Annotated in this window: 16 protein-coding genes; 9 read left to right on the top strand and 7 right to left on the bottom strand. The window is 31.8% G+C overall.

The genetic code is table 11. The features are described 5' to 3' along the window. Positions 1 to 63: 63 nt before the first annotated feature. Genes G0Q09_RS01410 through G0Q09_RS01425 form a run of 4 tightly spaced genes read right to left on the bottom strand, consistent with a single transcriptional unit; the run spans position 64 to position 4,509 of the window. Positions 64 to 1,338, bottom strand: a complete 1,275-nt coding sequence (locus G0Q09_RS01410) for an ABC transporter ATP-binding protein (RefSeq protein ID WP_219033744.1) — start codon at positions 1,336 to 1,338, stop codon at positions 64 to 66. 17 nt (positions 1,339 to 1,355) lie between these two features. Beyond that, on the bottom strand, positions 1,356 to 2,216 hold the full coding sequence (locus G0Q09_RS01415) for an ABC transporter permease (protein ID WP_219033745.1): 861 nt from the start codon (positions 2,214 to 2,216) through the stop codon (positions 1,356 to 1,358). 60 nt (positions 2,217 to 2,276) lie between these two features. Beyond that, the gene (rfbB, locus tag G0Q09_RS01420) at positions 2,277 to 3,323 is read right to left on the bottom strand and encodes a dTDP-glucose 4,6-dehydratase (protein WP_219033746.1); all 1,047 of its coding nucleotides are present in this window, start codon (positions 3,321 to 3,323) and stop codon (positions 2,277 to 2,279) included. Between the two features lie 19 nt (positions 3,324 to 3,342). Next, entirely contained in the window at positions 3,343 to 4,509 is a 1,167-nt protein-coding gene (locus G0Q09_RS01425) for a nucleotide sugar dehydrogenase (RefSeq protein WP_219033747.1), read from the bottom strand. A 247-nt stretch (positions 4,510 to 4,756) separates the two neighbouring features. On the opposite strand from G0Q09_RS01425, the gene panB reads away from it, so the two are divergent. The 9 genes from panB (at position 4,757) to G0Q09_RS01470 (ending at position 14,449) form a co-directional block, all read left to right on the top strand. Next, positions 4,757 to 5,572: a 3-methyl-2-oxobutanoate hydroxymethyltransferase gene (gene panB, locus G0Q09_RS01430; RefSeq protein ID WP_038331097.1), complete on the top strand. Its 816-nt coding sequence runs from the start codon at positions 4,757 to 4,759 to the stop codon at positions 5,570 to 5,572. 98 nt (positions 5,573 to 5,670) lie between these two features. Next, on the top strand, positions 5,671 to 6,354 hold the full coding sequence (locus tag G0Q09_RS01435; RefSeq protein WP_114998884.1) for an RluA family pseudouridine synthase: 684 nt from the start codon (positions 5,671 to 5,673) through the stop codon (positions 6,352 to 6,354). A 24-nt stretch (positions 6,355 to 6,378) separates the two neighbouring features. After that, positions 6,379 to 7,239: a lysophospholipid acyltransferase family protein gene (locus tag G0Q09_RS01440; RefSeq protein ID WP_219033748.1), complete on the top strand. Its 861-nt coding sequence runs from the start codon at positions 6,379 to 6,381 to the stop codon at positions 7,237 to 7,239. A 12-nt stretch (positions 7,240 to 7,251) separates the two neighbouring features. Next, complete coding sequence (locus G0Q09_RS01445) at positions 7,252 to 8,244, top strand: glycosyltransferase family 2 protein (protein WP_219033749.1); 993 nt, start codon at positions 7,252 to 7,254, stop codon at positions 8,242 to 8,244. A gap of 106 nt (positions 8,245 to 8,350) precedes the next feature. Then, positions 8,351 to 9,133, top strand: a complete 783-nt coding sequence (locus G0Q09_RS01450) for a GLPGLI family protein (protein WP_219033750.1) — start codon at positions 8,351 to 8,353, stop codon at positions 9,131 to 9,133. A 70-nt stretch (positions 9,134 to 9,203) separates the two neighbouring features. Then, positions 9,204 to 9,989, top strand: coding sequence for a GLPGLI family protein (locus tag G0Q09_RS01455; protein ID WP_219033751.1), 786 nt, complete (start codon positions 9,204 to 9,206; stop codon positions 9,987 to 9,989). A 98-nt stretch (positions 9,990 to 10,087) separates the two neighbouring features. Further along, positions 10,088 to 10,690: a bifunctional nicotinamidase/pyrazinamidase gene (gene pncA / locus G0Q09_RS01460; protein WP_114998876.1), complete on the top strand. Its 603-nt coding sequence runs from the start codon at positions 10,088 to 10,090 to the stop codon at positions 10,688 to 10,690. Between the two features lie 139 nt (positions 10,691 to 10,829). After that, positions 10,830 to 11,606 (top strand): GLPGLI family protein, encoded by a 777-nt coding sequence (locus G0Q09_RS01465; protein ID WP_114998875.1) that lies wholly within the window; start codon positions 10,830 to 10,832, stop codon positions 11,604 to 11,606. A 95-nt stretch (positions 11,607 to 11,701) separates the two neighbouring features. After that, the gene (locus G0Q09_RS01470; RefSeq protein ID WP_219033752.1) at positions 11,702 to 14,449 is read left to right on the top strand and encodes a TonB-dependent receptor; all 2,748 of its coding nucleotides are present in this window, start codon (positions 11,702 to 11,704) and stop codon (positions 14,447 to 14,449) included. 46 nt (positions 14,450 to 14,495) lie between these two features. Here G0Q09_RS01470 and G0Q09_RS01475 read toward each other — a convergent pair whose 3' ends face one another. Genes G0Q09_RS01475 through dapF form a run of 3 tightly spaced genes read right to left on the bottom strand, consistent with a single transcriptional unit; the run spans position 14,496 to position 17,734 of the window. After that, positions 14,496 to 15,896, bottom strand: coding sequence for an FAD-dependent oxidoreductase (locus tag G0Q09_RS01475; protein ID WP_219033753.1), 1,401 nt, complete (start codon positions 15,894 to 15,896; stop codon positions 14,496 to 14,498). Positions 15,897 to 15,925: 29 nt separating this feature from the next. Next, the gene (gene mltG, locus G0Q09_RS01480; RefSeq protein ID WP_135835346.1) at positions 15,926 to 16,948 is read right to left on the bottom strand and encodes an endolytic transglycosylase MltG; all 1,023 of its coding nucleotides are present in this window, start codon (positions 16,946 to 16,948) and stop codon (positions 15,926 to 15,928) included. 9 nt (positions 16,949 to 16,957) lie between these two features. Beyond that, on the bottom strand, positions 16,958 to 17,734 hold the full coding sequence (gene dapF / locus G0Q09_RS01485) for a diaminopimelate epimerase (RefSeq protein WP_257468007.1): 777 nt from the start codon (positions 17,732 to 17,734) through the stop codon (positions 16,958 to 16,960). Positions 17,735 to 17,780 lie beyond the last annotated feature (46 nt).

Here is a 17,780-nt window from a genome sequence, read left to right on the forward strand (position 1 = left end):
TTGTATCAATAATGTAATCTTGTTTTTCATTTTTGTTAGAAAATAGCTTTCTATAAATCTTCTTTAATATTGTTTCCATTCACAAGGTGTATAAATTAAATTATATGATTTATTTACAGATTTCCCTCCAAAAATCTGTAATTCTGATGGTATTATTTCTATTGAAATAATACCATCTAAGAAATCTATTGTTGATAATCCATTATTTAGGGATAATGAAAAGTTATAAATCCCATCAAAAACATTTAATTTGTCAATAATTAATTCGATTATTTTAGAGGTTGAATCTAATTCGATTCCCATTTCAGAAGTTCTCCATGCAGCAATACCGTTTCCATATACATCATTCATTCTAACATTAATTCCTAAATCGTTAAAACTTTCTTGAATATCTAACTCAATTCTTAATTTAATTTTCTCCCCCATCTTAAAAGATGTTTTTTCTAACTGTGAGTCAACATCAATTAAACTTAGAGATTTTATATTAGTTTTAAATTCGGACTTAAATTTTTTAACAAGATTCTTTGTTTTTAGATTAGCATTATTTCCTAATAAATATGAATCAATTGTTTTCTGTATTTCTCCAGAATATCTTATTGTGCCATTCTCCATATAAGCTCCATAATCACATAAGTTTTGAATCGCAGCCATATTATGACTTACAAACAAAATAGTACGTCCTTCTCCTTTGGTTACATCTCCCATTTTACCGAGACATTTCTTTTGAAATTCGGCATCACCAACAGCAAGAACCTCATCAACAATCAGAATTTCTGACTCCAAATGTGCTGCAACAGCAAAAGCTAAACGAACATACATTCCCGAAGAATAACGCTTAACTGGCGTATCGATATAACGTTCTACTCCTGCAAAATCTACAATTTCATCGAACTTACGTGTAATTTCTTTACGCGTCATTCCAAGAATTGCTCCATTCAAATAGATATTTTCACGACCTGTCATTTCAGGATGGAAACCTGTACCAACTTCTAACAAAGAAGCAATACGTCCTTTGTATTTTATAGACCCTGTTGTTGGCTTTGTAACTCGAGAAAGTAATTTCAACAATGTTGATTTTCCTGCTCCATTTCGCCCAATAATCCCAACAGCTTGCCCCTGTTCTACTTGAAAATTAATATCTTTTAATGCCCAAACGTAATCCGAATCTCCTTTTTGAGTACGATCATTGGTTTCTCCAATCTTAAGATATGGATCTTCTTTCCCTCTTACATTTGCCCACCAACGTTTGATATCATGTTGCAATGTCCCAGTTCCGACCTCACCTAAACGATACTGTTTTGAAACATTTTCAACATCTAAAACTATATTTTTTGACATAATTAAATTCTTAAAAATTAAACAGTATCCATAAATGATTTCTCTACCTTATTGAAGATAATCGTACCTATCATAAGAATAACAAAAATAACAGCTGTTGAATATGTTAACATTCCTGCATTAAAATCTCCAACACCCAAATACGCATATTTAAAACATTCGAAAATTCCTGTCAAAGGATTGATATCTGCAATCCATCTGTATTTTTCTGGAATAGATGATACTGGGTATACCACAGGCGTAACATACATATATAAAGAAACTCCAAAACTTAAAAGCATAGACAAATCTTTATATTTTGTCGTCATAGAAGAAAAAATCATTCCTGTTCCCATCGCAAATGCAGCCATCAAAATAATTAAAAATGGTGTTGCCAACACCCATAAATTAGGATGAACATTCTGGTCTACAATCAAATAATAGATTAAAAAACCTAAGAAAAGACAAAATTGTACAGCAAACTGCATCAAGTTGGACGTTACGATTGCTAAAGGCATTACCAAACGTGGAAAATAAACTTTCCCAAAAATAGAGGCATTTCCTCTAAAGACATTCGAAGTATTATTTAAACAAGAAGAAAAATAATTCCATAAAATAACTCCTGATAAATAAAAAGGAATTTGCGGTGCACCATCTGTTGATAGATTTGCAATATTTCCAAATACAATCACATACATAATTGTCGTGAATATTGGATTGATAAAAAACCACAAAGGTCCTAAGATAGTTTGTTTAAAAGAAGTTACAAAATCTCGTTTAACAAGCATATAAACCAAATCTCTATATCTCCAAACTTCTTTTAAGTTTAAAGAATACAATGATGATTTCGACTCAATAACTTGTGACCAATTTTGATTTGTTTCTGAGTTCAAACTCATAAAATAAATAAATTTAGGTTGTTTAAAATTTTAGGTTCTTTTTTCAGAACCTAAAACTATTTAATTATATTGTTTTTCGTAATAATTTTGGTAATCACCAGACGTCACATTGTCTAGCCATTCTTTGTTTGATAAAAACCAATCGATAGTTAGACTCAAACCTTGCTCAAACGTCACACTTGGTTTCCAGCCTAATTCTTCGTTGATTTTAGTCGCATCAATTGCATAACGCAAATCGTGACCTGGACGATCTTTCACAAATGTGATTAATTGTTCTGAAGTTCCCGCTTCTTTACCCAATTTTTCGTCCATTTGTTTACACAATTCTTTTACCAAATCGATATTTTTCCATTCGTTGAAACCTCCTACATTGTAAGAACCTCCATTTTTTCCTTCATGGAAAACTAAATCAATCGCTTTGGCATGATCGATCACAAATAACCAATCGCGCGTATATTTTCCATCTCCATAAATTGGAAGTGGATTTCCATTCAGAATATTATGAATACATAACGGAATTAATTTTTCTGGGAAATGATTTGGTCCGTAATTGTTTGAGCAATTCGTCATCACAATTGGTAAACCGTACGTATCATGATATGCTCTCACAAAATGATCTGAAGATGCTTTTGATGCCGAATATGGTGAATGCGGATCATAAGACGTTTCTTCTGTAAAAAACCCTTCATCTCCTAAAGCTCCAAAAACCTCATCTGTCGAAACATGATGAAAACGCTTTCCTTCGAAATTATTGTTCCAAATCGCTTTTGCAGCATTCAACAAATTCACTGTACCAATCACATTTGTCATCACAAAATCTAACGGATTTGTTATTGAACGATCCACGTGAGATTCGGCAGCTAAATGAATAACACCATCTGGTTGATGCTTTTCAAAAACCTCTAAAATATGTTTTGCATCCGTAATATCAGCTTTTACGAATTCGTAATTTGATTTACTTTCGATATCTTTCAAATTCTCTAAATTTCCTGCATATGTCAACGCATCAAGGTTGATAATCTTCGTTTCAGGATATTTCAAGACAAATTCTCTTACAACGTGAGATCCGATAAATCCAGCCCCACCTGTAATTAAAATAGTTTTCATAGTATTTTAGTTGTTATTTTTAATCGTTTCCAAACAAATCGCGCGTATAAACTTTCTCTTTCACATCAGCTAATTCAGGTGCATTTCGATTCGAGATAATCACATCACATTCTTGTTTAAAAGCTTCAAAATCATTCACCACTTTTGATCCAAAGAAAGAATCTTCTTTCAGAACTGGTTCATAAACCACCACTTCAATTCCTTTTGCTTTGATTCGTTTCATTACTCCTTGAATCGCAGATGCTCTAAAATTATCCGAACCTGATTTCATAATTAAGCGGTAAACACCAACTTTTTTAGGATTTTTTGCGATGATAGAATCTGCAATAAAATCTTTTCGCGTTCTGTTTGCATCAACAATTGCTTGAATAATATTATTCGGAACTGCATCATAATTAGCCAATAATTGCTTCGTATCTTTTGGCAAACAATATCCACCATAACCAAATGATGGATTGTTGTAATGTGAACCGATACGAGGATCCAAACCAACTCCTTCGATAATTTGCTTGCTATCCAAGTTGAAAGTTTGTGCATAGCTATCTAACTCATTAAAATAAGCGACACGCAATGCTAAATAGGTATTCGAAAATAATTTGATTGCTTCTGCTTCTGTTGAATGTGTAAACAACGTTGGAATATCTTTCTTAATTGCTCCTTCTTTCAAAAAATTAGCAAAAACTTCTGCTCTTTCGCTTTGCTCACCAATAATAATTCTTGATGGATACAAATTGTCGTATAAGGCTTTTCCTTCTCTCAAAAATTCAGGAGAAAATAGAATGTTTTGATAATCTAATCTTAATTTTAAGTCCTCTACAAAACCAACAGGAACAGTCGATTTAATAATGATTATTGCATTCGAATTATATTCCTTAACATCCTGCACAACCGACTCTACACTTGATGTGTTAAAATAGTTTGTTTTCGGATCATAATCAGTAGGTGTTGCGACGATTACATATTCTGCATTTGTATAGGCAGTTTCTTTGTCTAAAGTCGCAAGAAAATTAAGCTCCTTATTCTGCAAAAAATCTATAATTTCTTTATCTTCAATTGGAGATTTTTTTGCATTGAGCATTGCAATCTTTTCTGGAACAACATCTAACGCCACTACCTCATTATGCTGAGCCAATAAAATCGCGTTAGACAGACCAACGTAGCCTGTTCCCACTATTGCTATTTTCATTTATGGTTATTTAAAATTAGTTTAAGAGAACAAATTTAGTAAAATTCTCTCAATTCGTACACCAATTTACTAAAAATGAGCAAATAGACAAGTATATTTACGTTTATAAAATTGTAAAAATTGTTATTTCATTTTCAACGAACCGTTTATCTTGTTCTTCATTTGTCAAACTGTAAAAAATATCAGTCAAAATTAGTTCTGTTTTAATATTCAAATTAACTTTACAAAAGTTAAAAATATAAACGTAATGTCTGTAAATAAAGAAATCAAACGTATCACTACCGAAACTGTGCGTAACATGAAATTTACCGGAGAAAAAATTTCGATGTTAACGGCTTACGATTTTACAATCGCTTCGCTTGTAGATGCGGCTGGAACTGAAGTTATTTTAGTTGGTGATTCTGCGGCTAATGTAATGGCTGGTCACGAAACTACTTTGCCAATTACTTTGGATCAAATGATATACCATGCACAATGTGTCGTTCGTGGAGCAAAACGCGCTTTAGTTGTAGTTGATTTACCTTTCGGAACTTATCAATCTGATCCGCAAAAAGCCTTAGAATCTTCAGTTCGAATCATGAAAGAATCTGGTGCACATGCAATCAAATTAGAAGGAGGGAAAGAAATCGAAGAATCTATTCGTCGTATCGTAAATGCTGGTATTCCTGTTATGGGACACTTAGGTCTTACGCCACAATCTATTTACCAATTTGGTTCATATAAAGTACGTGCAAAAGAAGATGCGGAAGCAGAAAAATTAATTAGCGATGCTAAATTATTAGAAGAATTAGGATGTTTTTCATTAGTAATGGAAAAAATTCCAGCTGATTTAGCTGCTAAAGTAACAGCCTCTGTTAATATCCCTACAATTGGAATTGGAGCAGGAGCTGGTTGCGACGGACAAGTTTTAGTTGTACATGATATGTTGGGATTAAACAACGAATTCAAACCAAAATTTGTTCGCAAATATTTAAACTTAGAAGATCAAATTCATCAAGCTGTTGGACAATATGTTGCTGATGTAAAATCGGGCGATTTCCCAAATGTTAATGAACAATATTAAATAAGTCATGAGTAATAAGTTTTGAGTAGTGAGTTTTTCAATAACAACTTGAGGAAATTCTAACTCAAAACTTTTATCTCACCACTCAAAACTCACTTATGAATCCAGAAATTTTATTCGAAGATAATCATTTGTTAATCATCAACAAAAAAGCGGGTGAATTAGCACAAGGAGACGAAACAGGCGACATTCCACTTATCGATAGTCTAAAGGACTATATAAAAGAACGCGATAACAAACCTGGAAATGTTTTCTTAGGGTTGGTGCATCGCTTGGATCGTCCAACTTCTGGTGTGTTGATTTTTGCTAAAACTTCGAAAGCTTTAACACGAATGAACGAAATGTTTCAGAAACGAAATATTGACAAAGTTTACCGTGCTATTGTACAAAGCAAACCGCCAAAAGATTTTGAACGTTTAGAACATTATCTAAAGAAAAATCCTAAAAATAATAAAACAACAGTTTATTCTAAACCTACTGCTGATGCAAAAAAAGCAATTTTAGAATACACTTATTTAGGCGCTTTAGATTCTTTTCATTGTGTCGAAGTGAAGTTATTTACAGGTCGTTCACATCAAATTCGCGCGCAACTTTCTTCTGTTGGTTCTCCTATCAAAGGCGATTTGAAATACGGCGCTAAACGTTCTAATCCTGACGGAAGCATTTGTTTGCACGCTCATCGCATTACATTTGAACATCCTGTCAAAAAAGAAGAAATGACAATTGTAGCTCCAGTTCCGAAAGATGCAATTTGGCAAGCAACGAACAAATTTAATTCGTAAATTTGTCGCTTATTTGTTTGTCAAATGAATAGCATTTTTTATTTCATAATTTATCAAATTTCACGTTTACCTCTTTCGGTTTTATACAAATTCTCGGATTTTCTGTTCTTTCTGCTATACACAGTTATTGGTTATAGAAGACGTGTCATTAGAACAAATTTAGAAAACTCTTTTCCCGAAAAATCTCAGGAAGAAATCAAAGTAATTCACAAGAAATTTTATGCAAATTTTTGTGATTATTTAGTTGAAACTTTAAAAAGTTTTTCTATTTCTCAAGAAGAATTGGACAAACGATTTACATATTCTAATCTCGACGTTTTTAATGAAATAAAAAATGAAAAACGAGATGTCATGATGATGTGTGGGCATATTTTCAATTGGGAATGGTTTATTGGAACGGTAAAACATTTACCAACAAAAGAAAGTGCAGCTGTCTACCATAAAATTAGAAATCCTTTTTGGAACGATAAAATCAATGCAATGCGTGGTCGTTTCGGAACAAAAGCGTTAGATATGAAAGATGTGTTGCGTTTTATGATGAAAGCTCCAAATGATGGAGAATTAGCCTATTTATTTGTCGCAGATCAAAGTCCAAAACAATCGGCTGTTCACTATTTTATTGATTTCCTGAATCAGAGAACGCCTGTTTTTAATGGTTTTGATAAAATTGCACGCCGCAAAGATATGGCTGTTGTCTTTTGTCAAACCGAAAAAATAAAACGCGGTCATTATCACACAACTTTTATTCGACTACAACCTCAACAAGAAAAATTTGAAGAAAATGAAATTGTTCATCAATTTTTTCATCATTTAGAACAAACCATTCAACAACATCCAGATAATTGGCTTTGGAGCCACAAACGTTGGAAATATGCCGATTTGTAATTTTAAATATTCATGAAAACAGCAATTGCAATCCTAAATTGGAATGGCGAAAAATTATTGCCTCAATTTTTACCTTCAGTTATTAACAATTCTAAAAATGCAACAATTTATGTAATTGATAATGCGTCGACTGACAATTCAATCGAATTGTTGACAACTCAGTTTCCTTCTGTCAAAATCATTCAGAACAAAGGAAATTATGGTTTTGCACAAGGCTATAACGAAGGTTTAAAACAAATTGATGTAGAATATTTCTGTTTATTAAATTCGGATGTCGAAGTAACTGAGAATTGGATAGAACCAATTGAAAAGTTATTCGATAATAATTCTGATATTGCGGCTATTCAACCCAAAATATTAGACTACAAAAACAAAGAATATTTTGAATATGCTGGTGCCGGAGGAGGTTTCATCGATAAGTTTGGTTATCCATTTTGTCGCGGACGTGTTTTTTCAACTTTAGAAAAAGATAACGGACAATATAATGATTCCACACAAATTTTTTGGGCAACTGGCGCAAGCTTATTCATCCGAAAAAAAGATTTCTTTGAACAAAATGGTTTTGACGAAGAATTCTTTGCACACATGGAAGAAATCGATTTGTGTTGGCGATTAAACAATGCTGGGCGAAAAATTTATTATTGTGGAGAATCAACTGTTTATCATTTGGGCGGTGCAACTTTGGATAAATCCAATCCAAAAAAATGGTATCTAAATTACCGAAATAGTTTGTGGATGATGCTTAAAAATCTACCTACAAACAAACTTTTTCCGATGCTTTTCACTCGTCTTTCTATGGATGGAATTGCTGCTGTTGCCTTTTTACCAAAACAAGGACTTCCACATGTTTGGGCTGTTTTCTTATCACATATGCATTTTTATTTTGGTTTTATAAAAATGTATAAAAAACGTCAACAACATCAAATCAAAAATTATTCAGATAAAGAATTATTGCCATTTCAGTATTTCATACAAAAACGTCAGTACTTTAAGGATTTAAAATAATCTGTCTTCAAATATTAAATCATTTCTTAAAATTTCTATAAATTTTTAATTCTATTATTGTAGAATATAAAAATATTACTATCATTGTAGAACAAATCAAACTACAATGAAAAAAATAGTTACATTATTTACTTATTTCGTTCTACTTACCACTATTTCTTTTGCACAAAAGCTTGAAGTGAATTATCAAGAGATTGTAAAAGTAAATGCAGAAGAATTTAAAGGTTCTGTAAAATTTTCTACAAATGGTAAAGAAAGTACAATTCCGACTGATGTTTACAATGACATGATTAAGAATATGCAAGAGCCAAAAGATTTTATCTTAACAATCAATGAAAACGAATCATCTTATAAAAAAGTCGAAAAAATAGATAATCAACAAGGAGGAAATGGAATGAGAGTTTCGATGAGTTTTGGAGATTCAGGAAATGGTTTATTCAAAAATTTAACTACAAAAGATTATTTGAAAAGTGTAAAATCATTTGACAAAACTTATACAATAAAAGATAAATTAACCGAATACAAATGGCAACTGACGCGTGAAACAAAGAAATTAATTGGTTTTGATGTCAAAAAAGCAACAGCAATTGTGGATAGTACAACAACTGTAATCGCATGGTATGCTCCAAGTATTGCGATAAAAGATGGACCTGGAATTTATAATGGTTTGCCTGGTTTGATATTAGAAGTAGAAATCAAAAACTCAAAAAATAAAGGAATCGAAAGTAGTACTATTCGTGCAACAGAAGTCAAAGAAGTCCCAAATCTAAAACCAATTGAAAAGCCAAAAGATAAAAATACAATCACCAACGAAGAATATAAAGCGTTAAGTGAAAAAGCAATGGAAAGGCTAAAACAGATGAGCTCTGAAGGTGTTAGTAAGGATTAAAGAAAATATTTTCATCCTTCATTAAACATTTTATACTATTTCTTGTCTAAGAGCTATAATCACATTTAAAATGAAAAAAATAATTTCAGTTTTTATTTTTCTATTTAGTTTTTCTGCCTTTGCGCAACAAGAAAAAGTAGAAATTTCGTACACAACGCGTATTATTTTGCCAGACGATTTTACGTTTCAACCTCCGGGAGGTGGCAATGGACGTACGATGCCAAAAGAAATGCAAGAGCAATTCAAGAAAAATATTCAGGAGCCGCAAGAAGCTAAGTTGACTATTTTGGGAGATGAATCTTTGTATAAAATGGTTGAAAAAATATCAAACGATCAAAGTCAAGGAATAAGGGGTCCACGTGGAGGCGGAATGCGAATGATGTCGATGAATGGAGATAATATTTATAAAAATAGTACAAATCATTTGCTTTTAAAAGAGCAAAGTATGATGGGAAAAAACTATGTTGTAAAAGATTCTTTGCAAAATTTTGATTGGAAATTAACGCGTGAAACGAAAACAATTTTAGGAAACGAAGCCAAAAAAGCAACTGCTATTATTGATAGCGTTCAGACAACAGTTTGGTACATTCCAACTTTGAAATATAAAACTGGTCCAGAAAATTATTGGGGATTACCAGGTTTGATTGCAGAAGTACAAACAGAGATTAACAGAGGAATGTTTAAAGGTTCTAAAATTATTTCTTTGACAGATATCAAAACATCAACAAATACAAAACCAATCGAAAAACCAAAAGATAAAGGTGCTATTTCGCAAACAGAATTTGATAAATTGATGCAAGAACAACGCTCACGTTTCGAAGAAATGAGAAATTCTGGCGTAAATAAACGAGATTAAGGTTTCTTAAAATTCGATTAATTTTCATAAAAATTGGTTCAATTTCATATTATAAAACTTATATTTAATTCTAAATTAATCTTAAGAAATAAAATACTATGAAAGCTTTAATCATCGTAGATATGCAGTACGATTTTTTACCAGGAGGTTCGTTGGCTGTGAATGATGGAGATAAAATTATCGAACGCATAAATAAATTGCAAGAAAAGTATGATGTTGTTGTGGCAACACAAGATTGGCATCCGGCAAATCACAAAAGTTTTGCTTCGCAACACACAGATAAACAACCTTTTGATGTAATCGAATTAGGTGGAAATCGTCAAGTTTTGTGGCCAGATCATTGTGTACAAGGCACTAAAGGAGCTGAAATACACAAAGATATCAAGCAAAATAAAATAAGTGCAATCATCCGAAAAGGTATGAATCCAGAAGTTGATTCGTATAGTGCTTTTTTTGATGTGAATAAAAAGAATCCAACAGGGCTAAATGGATTCTTGAAAGATCATAATGTAACAAGTGTATACATATGCGGTTTAGCGGCTGATTATTGTGTGTATTATACAGCAAAAGATGCTTTGGCATTAGGTTATACGACATATATTTTAGAAGGAACAACAAAGGCTATTAACCAAGAACTTTTTGATGAATTGAAAGAAGATTTTATCAAAAAAGGAGGAAATGTCTCGACGTATTTATTATAAAAAAAAATAAATCGCTAGATAAAAATGTCATTTGAAAATACTTAACTTTTTGAATGACATTTTATTTTTTAGAATAAATTCAAAAAATATCTGTAACATTAGTCTACAAAAGCAGACTAATTAGACAAATACAACAATTATGAAGAAAGCAATCTTAACATTTGCCTTAGGAATTGTCACAACTACAGTTTCTATAGCACAAGACAATAAAACACTAAATATCGATGCAACTTATGTAATGGAAGTTAAAATGGATTACGAAAAAACCATGAAAACTATTCCAGAAGCGTACAGAGCTCAAGTTGGAGGAATGCTAAAAGCCGAAATTGATGCAGGAATTTTTATGACGTATTTCTTTAAAAGTAATTCTAAGTATTCTACTTTCACATTAGAAGAAAAAGTCAATAATGGACAAGGTGGATTAGGAATAATCGCTCAACAAATGGCTGCTATGGATAATAAACCAACTTATAAAGACTTTACTGTAACTCCAAATTTGTATTACAAAGAAGTTGATATGGGTGTAAAACAATATTTGATTAAAGATCAAATTCCAGATTTTAAATGGAAAATCTCACGTGAAAAAACTGATATAGCTGGTTACAAAGCGACAAAAGCAGAAGGCGTTATGATGGATTCTATTCCTGTGACAGCATGGTATGCTCCAGAAATCCCTGTAAAAGATGGACCAACTTCTTTAGCTGGATTGCCAGGTTTGATTATAAAAGCTGAGTTTGAGGCAAATGGAGCCAAATTAATTTACACATTGAAAGATTTAAAAATTTCTGAAAAAGAATTGAAAATTGCTTTACCTACAAAAGGAGAAGTTGTAACACAAGATCAATTTATGAAAATCGTAATGGATATTCAGAAAAAAATGCAAGAACAAATGAATGGAGGTCTAGACACTAAATAATTCATTCAAAACATATAAAAACACATCTGTTTCTAACACATAAACAGATGTGTTTTACAAAAAACTCTATTTGAGTCATCAACTAAAAAATACATATGAAGAAATTACTCTATCTAATTTTATTTACTTCTGCAGCTCAAATCTCGTTTGCGCAAGAATGTAAATTAAAAGGATCTGTTGCAAATGATGCTGGAATTCCTGTTACAGACGCTTCTGTCTCTATTTTTGATAGTAAAAACGAAGGCAAAGGTTTTGTTTTTACAAGTAATATGGGTGAATTTGAATTCAAATTGCCTTGTGGACAAAAATATGACATCGAAATTGAGCAAGCTGGTTACGAAACATATGTTGAGAATGTTGATTTGACTGAAAATGTCAACAAAAAAATAAAGCTTAAACAAGGAAAAGAAATTTCCTTAAAAGAAACAATTGTAAAAGCTCAACAAGCAATCAAAGTAAAAGGTGATACAATTGAGTTTGATGCAGATTCTTTCAAAGTTGGAAACGAGGAAACATTAGAAGATATTCTTAAAAAATTACCTGGAATTGAAGTTCAGAATGGTAAGGTAATGTACAAAGGTAAACCAATGTCGCAAGTAACAGTTGGTGGACGTGAAGTTTTGGGTGGTAACGAAAAATTATTGAACAAAAATTTACCTTCGGATGCGGTTTCTAAAATACAATTAAACACGAAGTTTAAATCAAATCCTTTTGCTTCTTCATTACAAGAAGATGACGAACAATTCTCGTTAAACATCGAACTAAAAGATGATATGAAACGTCTTGCATTTGGTAATGTAACACTAGGTGGAGATGCGGACAAACATACAGATGCACAAGCAAAGATTTTCTATTTCTCAGAAAAAACAGACGGGACATTAATCAATGATTTTAATACATTCGGGAAACAAGTTTTTGATCAAGATGATTATATGAGCTTCTTTGGTGGGTACTCTGAATTTAATTCTGAAGGAAGTATCTATTCATTAAGAGGAAATTCGAACAATCTAAACTTAATGACAAAAAATGATGCGCCGAGTATGAATACCTATAATGGTGCTGTGCATTTTGGTGTTGAACCAAATAAGAAACTAAAAATCTCTGGGTTTGGTTTACTTAATACAAATAACATTCGTTACAATTCTAAATCAGAACGTTATTACAACAACATCGAAACACCTTATACAACTGTCGATCAGGAACAAAATAAGAGCAATATTTTGATGGGAATGTCGCGTTTGCGTTTAGATTATAATCCGAATGATAAAGGACAAATTAAGTATCGCTTAAACTTTAATTATTTAGATAGCGAAAACGAGCAATTGGTTAATAGTTATTATAATGATCAAAAAAATAGTTTTAGAAATGTAAATTCTGAACAAAAGAATTACTCTTTATCACAAACTTTATCTTATATCCGCAAAGTTGGTCGCGATGATAATGTTGGTTTATATTTCCGTCATCAATATCAAAAAGACACACCAGATTACAATGTTTTATCAACAGCAAATCCGTTCTCATCTTTTAATTTGTTCAAAAATTTATCTCAAGTAAATAATCAATATAATATCAATCAAGATCAAAACTTTGTTTTGAATACTGTTCAATTATATGGAATCTACAATCACTTGTTGACAAATACATCTAACCTTAAAGTGAAAGTTGGAACAAATTTCAGTACACAAGATTTTGAGAATAAAATCTATGATTTCCAAAAATTAATGAATGATAATTCATTAATCAGTAATACAGATTTAGATTACAACGAGACTTTTGCTGATGTAACGTTGACAAAAAAATTAGGAAACTTTCAAGTAGATGCGGGAGCTGGAGTTTCGTTCTTTAATGAGAAATCGAAATACCAAGATGGTGAAAAATTAAATCGTTCGGAAACGAAATTTTTACCTCACCTAAATTTGCAATACAAGTTCAACAATGCAACAAGTGTTCGCGCTAGTTATACACAAAACTATAGCTATCCGTACACAAAAGATTTTAATGACTCGTATACCATTCAAAGTTATCAATCGATTTTCTATGGAAATAGAAACTTAAGACAAGCTTTGACACATACAGCAAGTCTTAATTTTAGTCATTTTAACTCATTCACATTCTTTAATATTTTTGCGAATTTGAGTTATACATTACAAGAAAAAAGTATACAAACACAATCTGTTCTAAACCGTGATTTTATCATCTCTGGAAACGATACAATTGTAAATAACTATCAGTTCAATACCTTAATTAATTCTGGTAATAATCAAGAAACTTATTCAGGATATTTCATGATTGGGAAGCGTTTTGCTAAATGGTACAATGCACGATTAACAGGTAATATTTCTACTTCTAATTATTATACCATTACACGAAATATTGAATACAAAAATGGGGTTGTAACAAATGATCAATTAAACAATGTTAACAACAAGAGTTTTAATCAAACTTATAATTTAGAAAACTCTTTTACATTCAAAAAGAAATTTGAATTGAAGGCTGGGGTTAATTTAAACCTAAGTAAATATCAATCATTATCTGAACAGAAATTTACGAACTGGCGTCCATACGGGGAAGCTGCTTGGTCCGCTACAAGTAAATTATTAGTTCAGACCGATTTCTCTTATCGCTTACAATACCGTGATGGAGTAGAAATAAACACAGCAAAAGAGTGGAATGCTTCTGCACGATACAATATTGCGAAGAAAACTTATTTGACTCTTACAGGTGGAAATTTATTAGGAAACAACGTAATTGTTTCGAATGGATTTAATGATAACTACATATCGACTACAACTAAAAATGTTTTGGGAAGATATTTTATCGTGAGTTTACGATATAAGTTCTAAAATAAATGAATTAAATAGTAAAAGCCCTTCTATAGAAGGGCTTTTATTATTTAATCACTTGTGGATAATCAAACAAATTATTTGGATCATATTTCTTTTTCAACTTTTGCAATCGAACCAAATTATTTCCGAAATAAGCATTATTTGCATCAGGAAAATTAATATCCGGATAATTTCGGTATTGTTTCACATTTCCAAGATTTCTTAACAATTGTTGTACTTCTTCAAATGATTTTGTCAACTTTTCTTCTTGCGAAGGCAAATCCCAATACGCTTGTAATTCGCTTAAATAATTAATATCACGATGCGGATAAGCAGAATCTGAAGCTTTGACTTCATTGATTTTTCCACCCAAAGTATTGATCTGATAAATCATTCCTTTAGAAGCAACAACTTTTGCAAAAATATCTTCCAAACCTTTTTCTATATCTTCAATTCCTGTGTACAAACCAGCTGAAGAATTTTTGAAATAAATTGGTTCTGTTACGCCATAATAATTTTCGAGCGCAGCAGCCAGATTTCTATTTTTCATCGGTTTGTAATCATTCGCTAGTGGAATTAAACTCGAAAATATTTTCTCAAAATCTGTTTGATTTACTGCAAAATTGGTAAATAAAATGGTCAAAAACTTTCCATTCAACACAAAAGCAGAAAAAGCTTCTTTAGGTAATTTTTCCGTTGCTTGGAACCAAAGTCGAATTAATTTGACAAATTTATCTGATGTTAGATTTGTAAACTTCATACGATATCCGCTGAAAGATTGTGGGACTGGATAAGTTTTGAAATGTAATTCCGTTACAACGCCAAAATTTCCATTTCCGCCGCCTTTACACGCCCAAAGTAAATCGGGATCTTTATCAGAGTCGATTGTATTTCCTTTGTAATCGATCATTTTTACACGAAGCAGATTATCACAGGTCAACCCATATTTTCGGCTAAAAAAACCATAGCCACCGCCCAAAGTCAAACCACCAATAGCCACAGTTCCACATGATCCAGCTGGAATAATTCTTTTCTTAGGTAAAAAATTAGCATAAATTTCCTGCAATAAACAAGCTGGTTGTAATTTCACTTTATTCTCTTGCAACCACGTAATTTTGTTCATCAGTCCAAGATGAATCAACAATCCGTTATCAACATTCGAAAAACCTTCAAAACTATGCCCTCCACTTCGAATTGCAATTTTTAGTTTCTTTTCGTTTGCTAATGCAATTGCTTTTTTTATTCCAGTTTCTGATTTACAAACTGCTATAATCTTAGGAAATTTCTCAATTCTTTTATTGAATGATTTTCGGTATTGATTATACTTTTCATCATCTTTTGTCAAGATTATTAAATCATCATCCAAAAAATCATCAAACGAATAAAAAGACATAAAAAAAATCCCTAAACTACCTGTACCAAGTAGTTTTAGGAATTCTCTTTTTGTATAATTTGGTTGTTTCATCGCTAAAATTGGTTTAGCTAAAGATACAACTATTTAATATTATTCTCTTTTAACCAATTTCTATAATTCTCAGCATTTTTCAAATGTTCCTGATAATCGTTGGTATAAATGTGATAACCTGGTTTTTTAGGATCTGCAACAAAGAAAATAAAATCGTGATTTGCTGGTGATAAAACCGCATCAATTGCTCCTAAATTTGGTAAACAAATTGGTGCTGGTGGCAAACCTTTGTTACGATAAGTGTTGTACGCATTCGACGACCACGTCCATTTTTTGTACACACGTTGCACTTTTTGATCCCAACCATTTTCCATTTTATATGCATAAATAGAAGTTGGATCGGCTTCTAAACGCATATCTTTTGCCAAACGATTCATATATGCTCGTGCAACCTTTTGTTGTTCATCCATATTATCAGACGATTCTAATTGAACAATAGATGCTAATGTTGTAACTTGTAAAGGTGTCATGTTAAGCGCTTTTGCTTTTGCTAAACGTTCTGCATTCCATACTTTGTCGTGTTGCGCTACCATTTTATCAACAAATTTTTCTGGTGTTAATCCCCAATACACGAAATACGTTTCTGGAATGAAATATTGCTTTACCGTTTCGTCGTTTAACGTTGTATCGTTTTTTTCTTTCACAAAATCACGAATAGCTGTCAAAACTTCGATAGAATCCATATCAATTTGTTTGGAAACTGATCCCGCCAAATGGTAAATTGTTGGTTCATTTTTGATACGAAGCTTCACTTCTTCTTGCTCTCCTCCTTGCAAACGATCAATAATATCGCGGTTAGAATCTGAGCTTGAGATTTTATATTTTCCAGATTTTATCGTTGCTGGATAATCTGCATCTTCTGCATATTGTTTGAACAATTTTTCATCCTTCAAAAATGGTTTTAAAGAATCTAAAACTTGCTCAAATTTAGCTCCACGAGAAATATAGATATAACCATCTTTGGTTGCATTTCCTTTGAAACCGTCTATAAATGTACATCCTACAAATACGAATGAACAGATTAATATTAATACTAAATTTAATTTTTTCATTGGATTGAATTAAATTTCAATTTCACCTTCAAAAACTTTTACTGCTGGTCCATTTAACCAAACATTGACAAAGTTATGATTATTTTCTTCAAAATTTACAGATAAATCTCCTCCCATTGCTTTTACTTTGATATCTTTTTTGTCTACCAAATTTTTAACATAAGCAGAAATCGCAGCAGCTGTAATTCCTGTTCCGCAAGCCAAGGTTTCGTCCTCTACTCCACGTTCATATGTACGTATCGTAAGACTATTATCTGGCATAACTTCAACAAAATTTACATTAGAACCTTTCTCAAAATAGGGCGCTCCATTACGAATCGCTTTTCCTTTTTTATAAACATTAACATCTTTTACATTCTCCACAAATTCTACGTGATGCGGCGAACCTGTGTTCATAAATAAATATTTGTCGTGATCTTCTACTTCATTTACATCAATCATCTGTAAACGAATAACTTCTTGATCTACGACACCATGATGCAAACCATCAATCGCATTAAATGTCATTTTGTCATTAGCTACATCCAAATCATTTGCAAATCGAATAATACAACGTCCTCCGTTTCCGCACATTGTACTTTCCTTTCCATCCGAATTGAAATACACCATTCTGAAGTCTGAATTTTCATCATTTTGTAACAAAATCAAACCATCAGCTCCAATCCCAAAATTACGATCACATAGCCTATTAATCAATTCTGTAGAGATTGGAAACGTTTTTTCTCGATCATCAATCATGACAAAGTCATTCCCAGCTCCTTGATATTTATAAAATTTTAATTTCAACTTCTTTAATTTTAAACAAAGTAAAGACATTTTTATCACTCTTAAC

Source organism: Empedobacter falsenii (assembly GCF_019308355.1).
Taxonomy (GTDB): domain Bacteria; phylum Bacteroidota; class Bacteroidia; order Flavobacteriales; family Weeksellaceae; genus Empedobacter; species Empedobacter falsenii_B.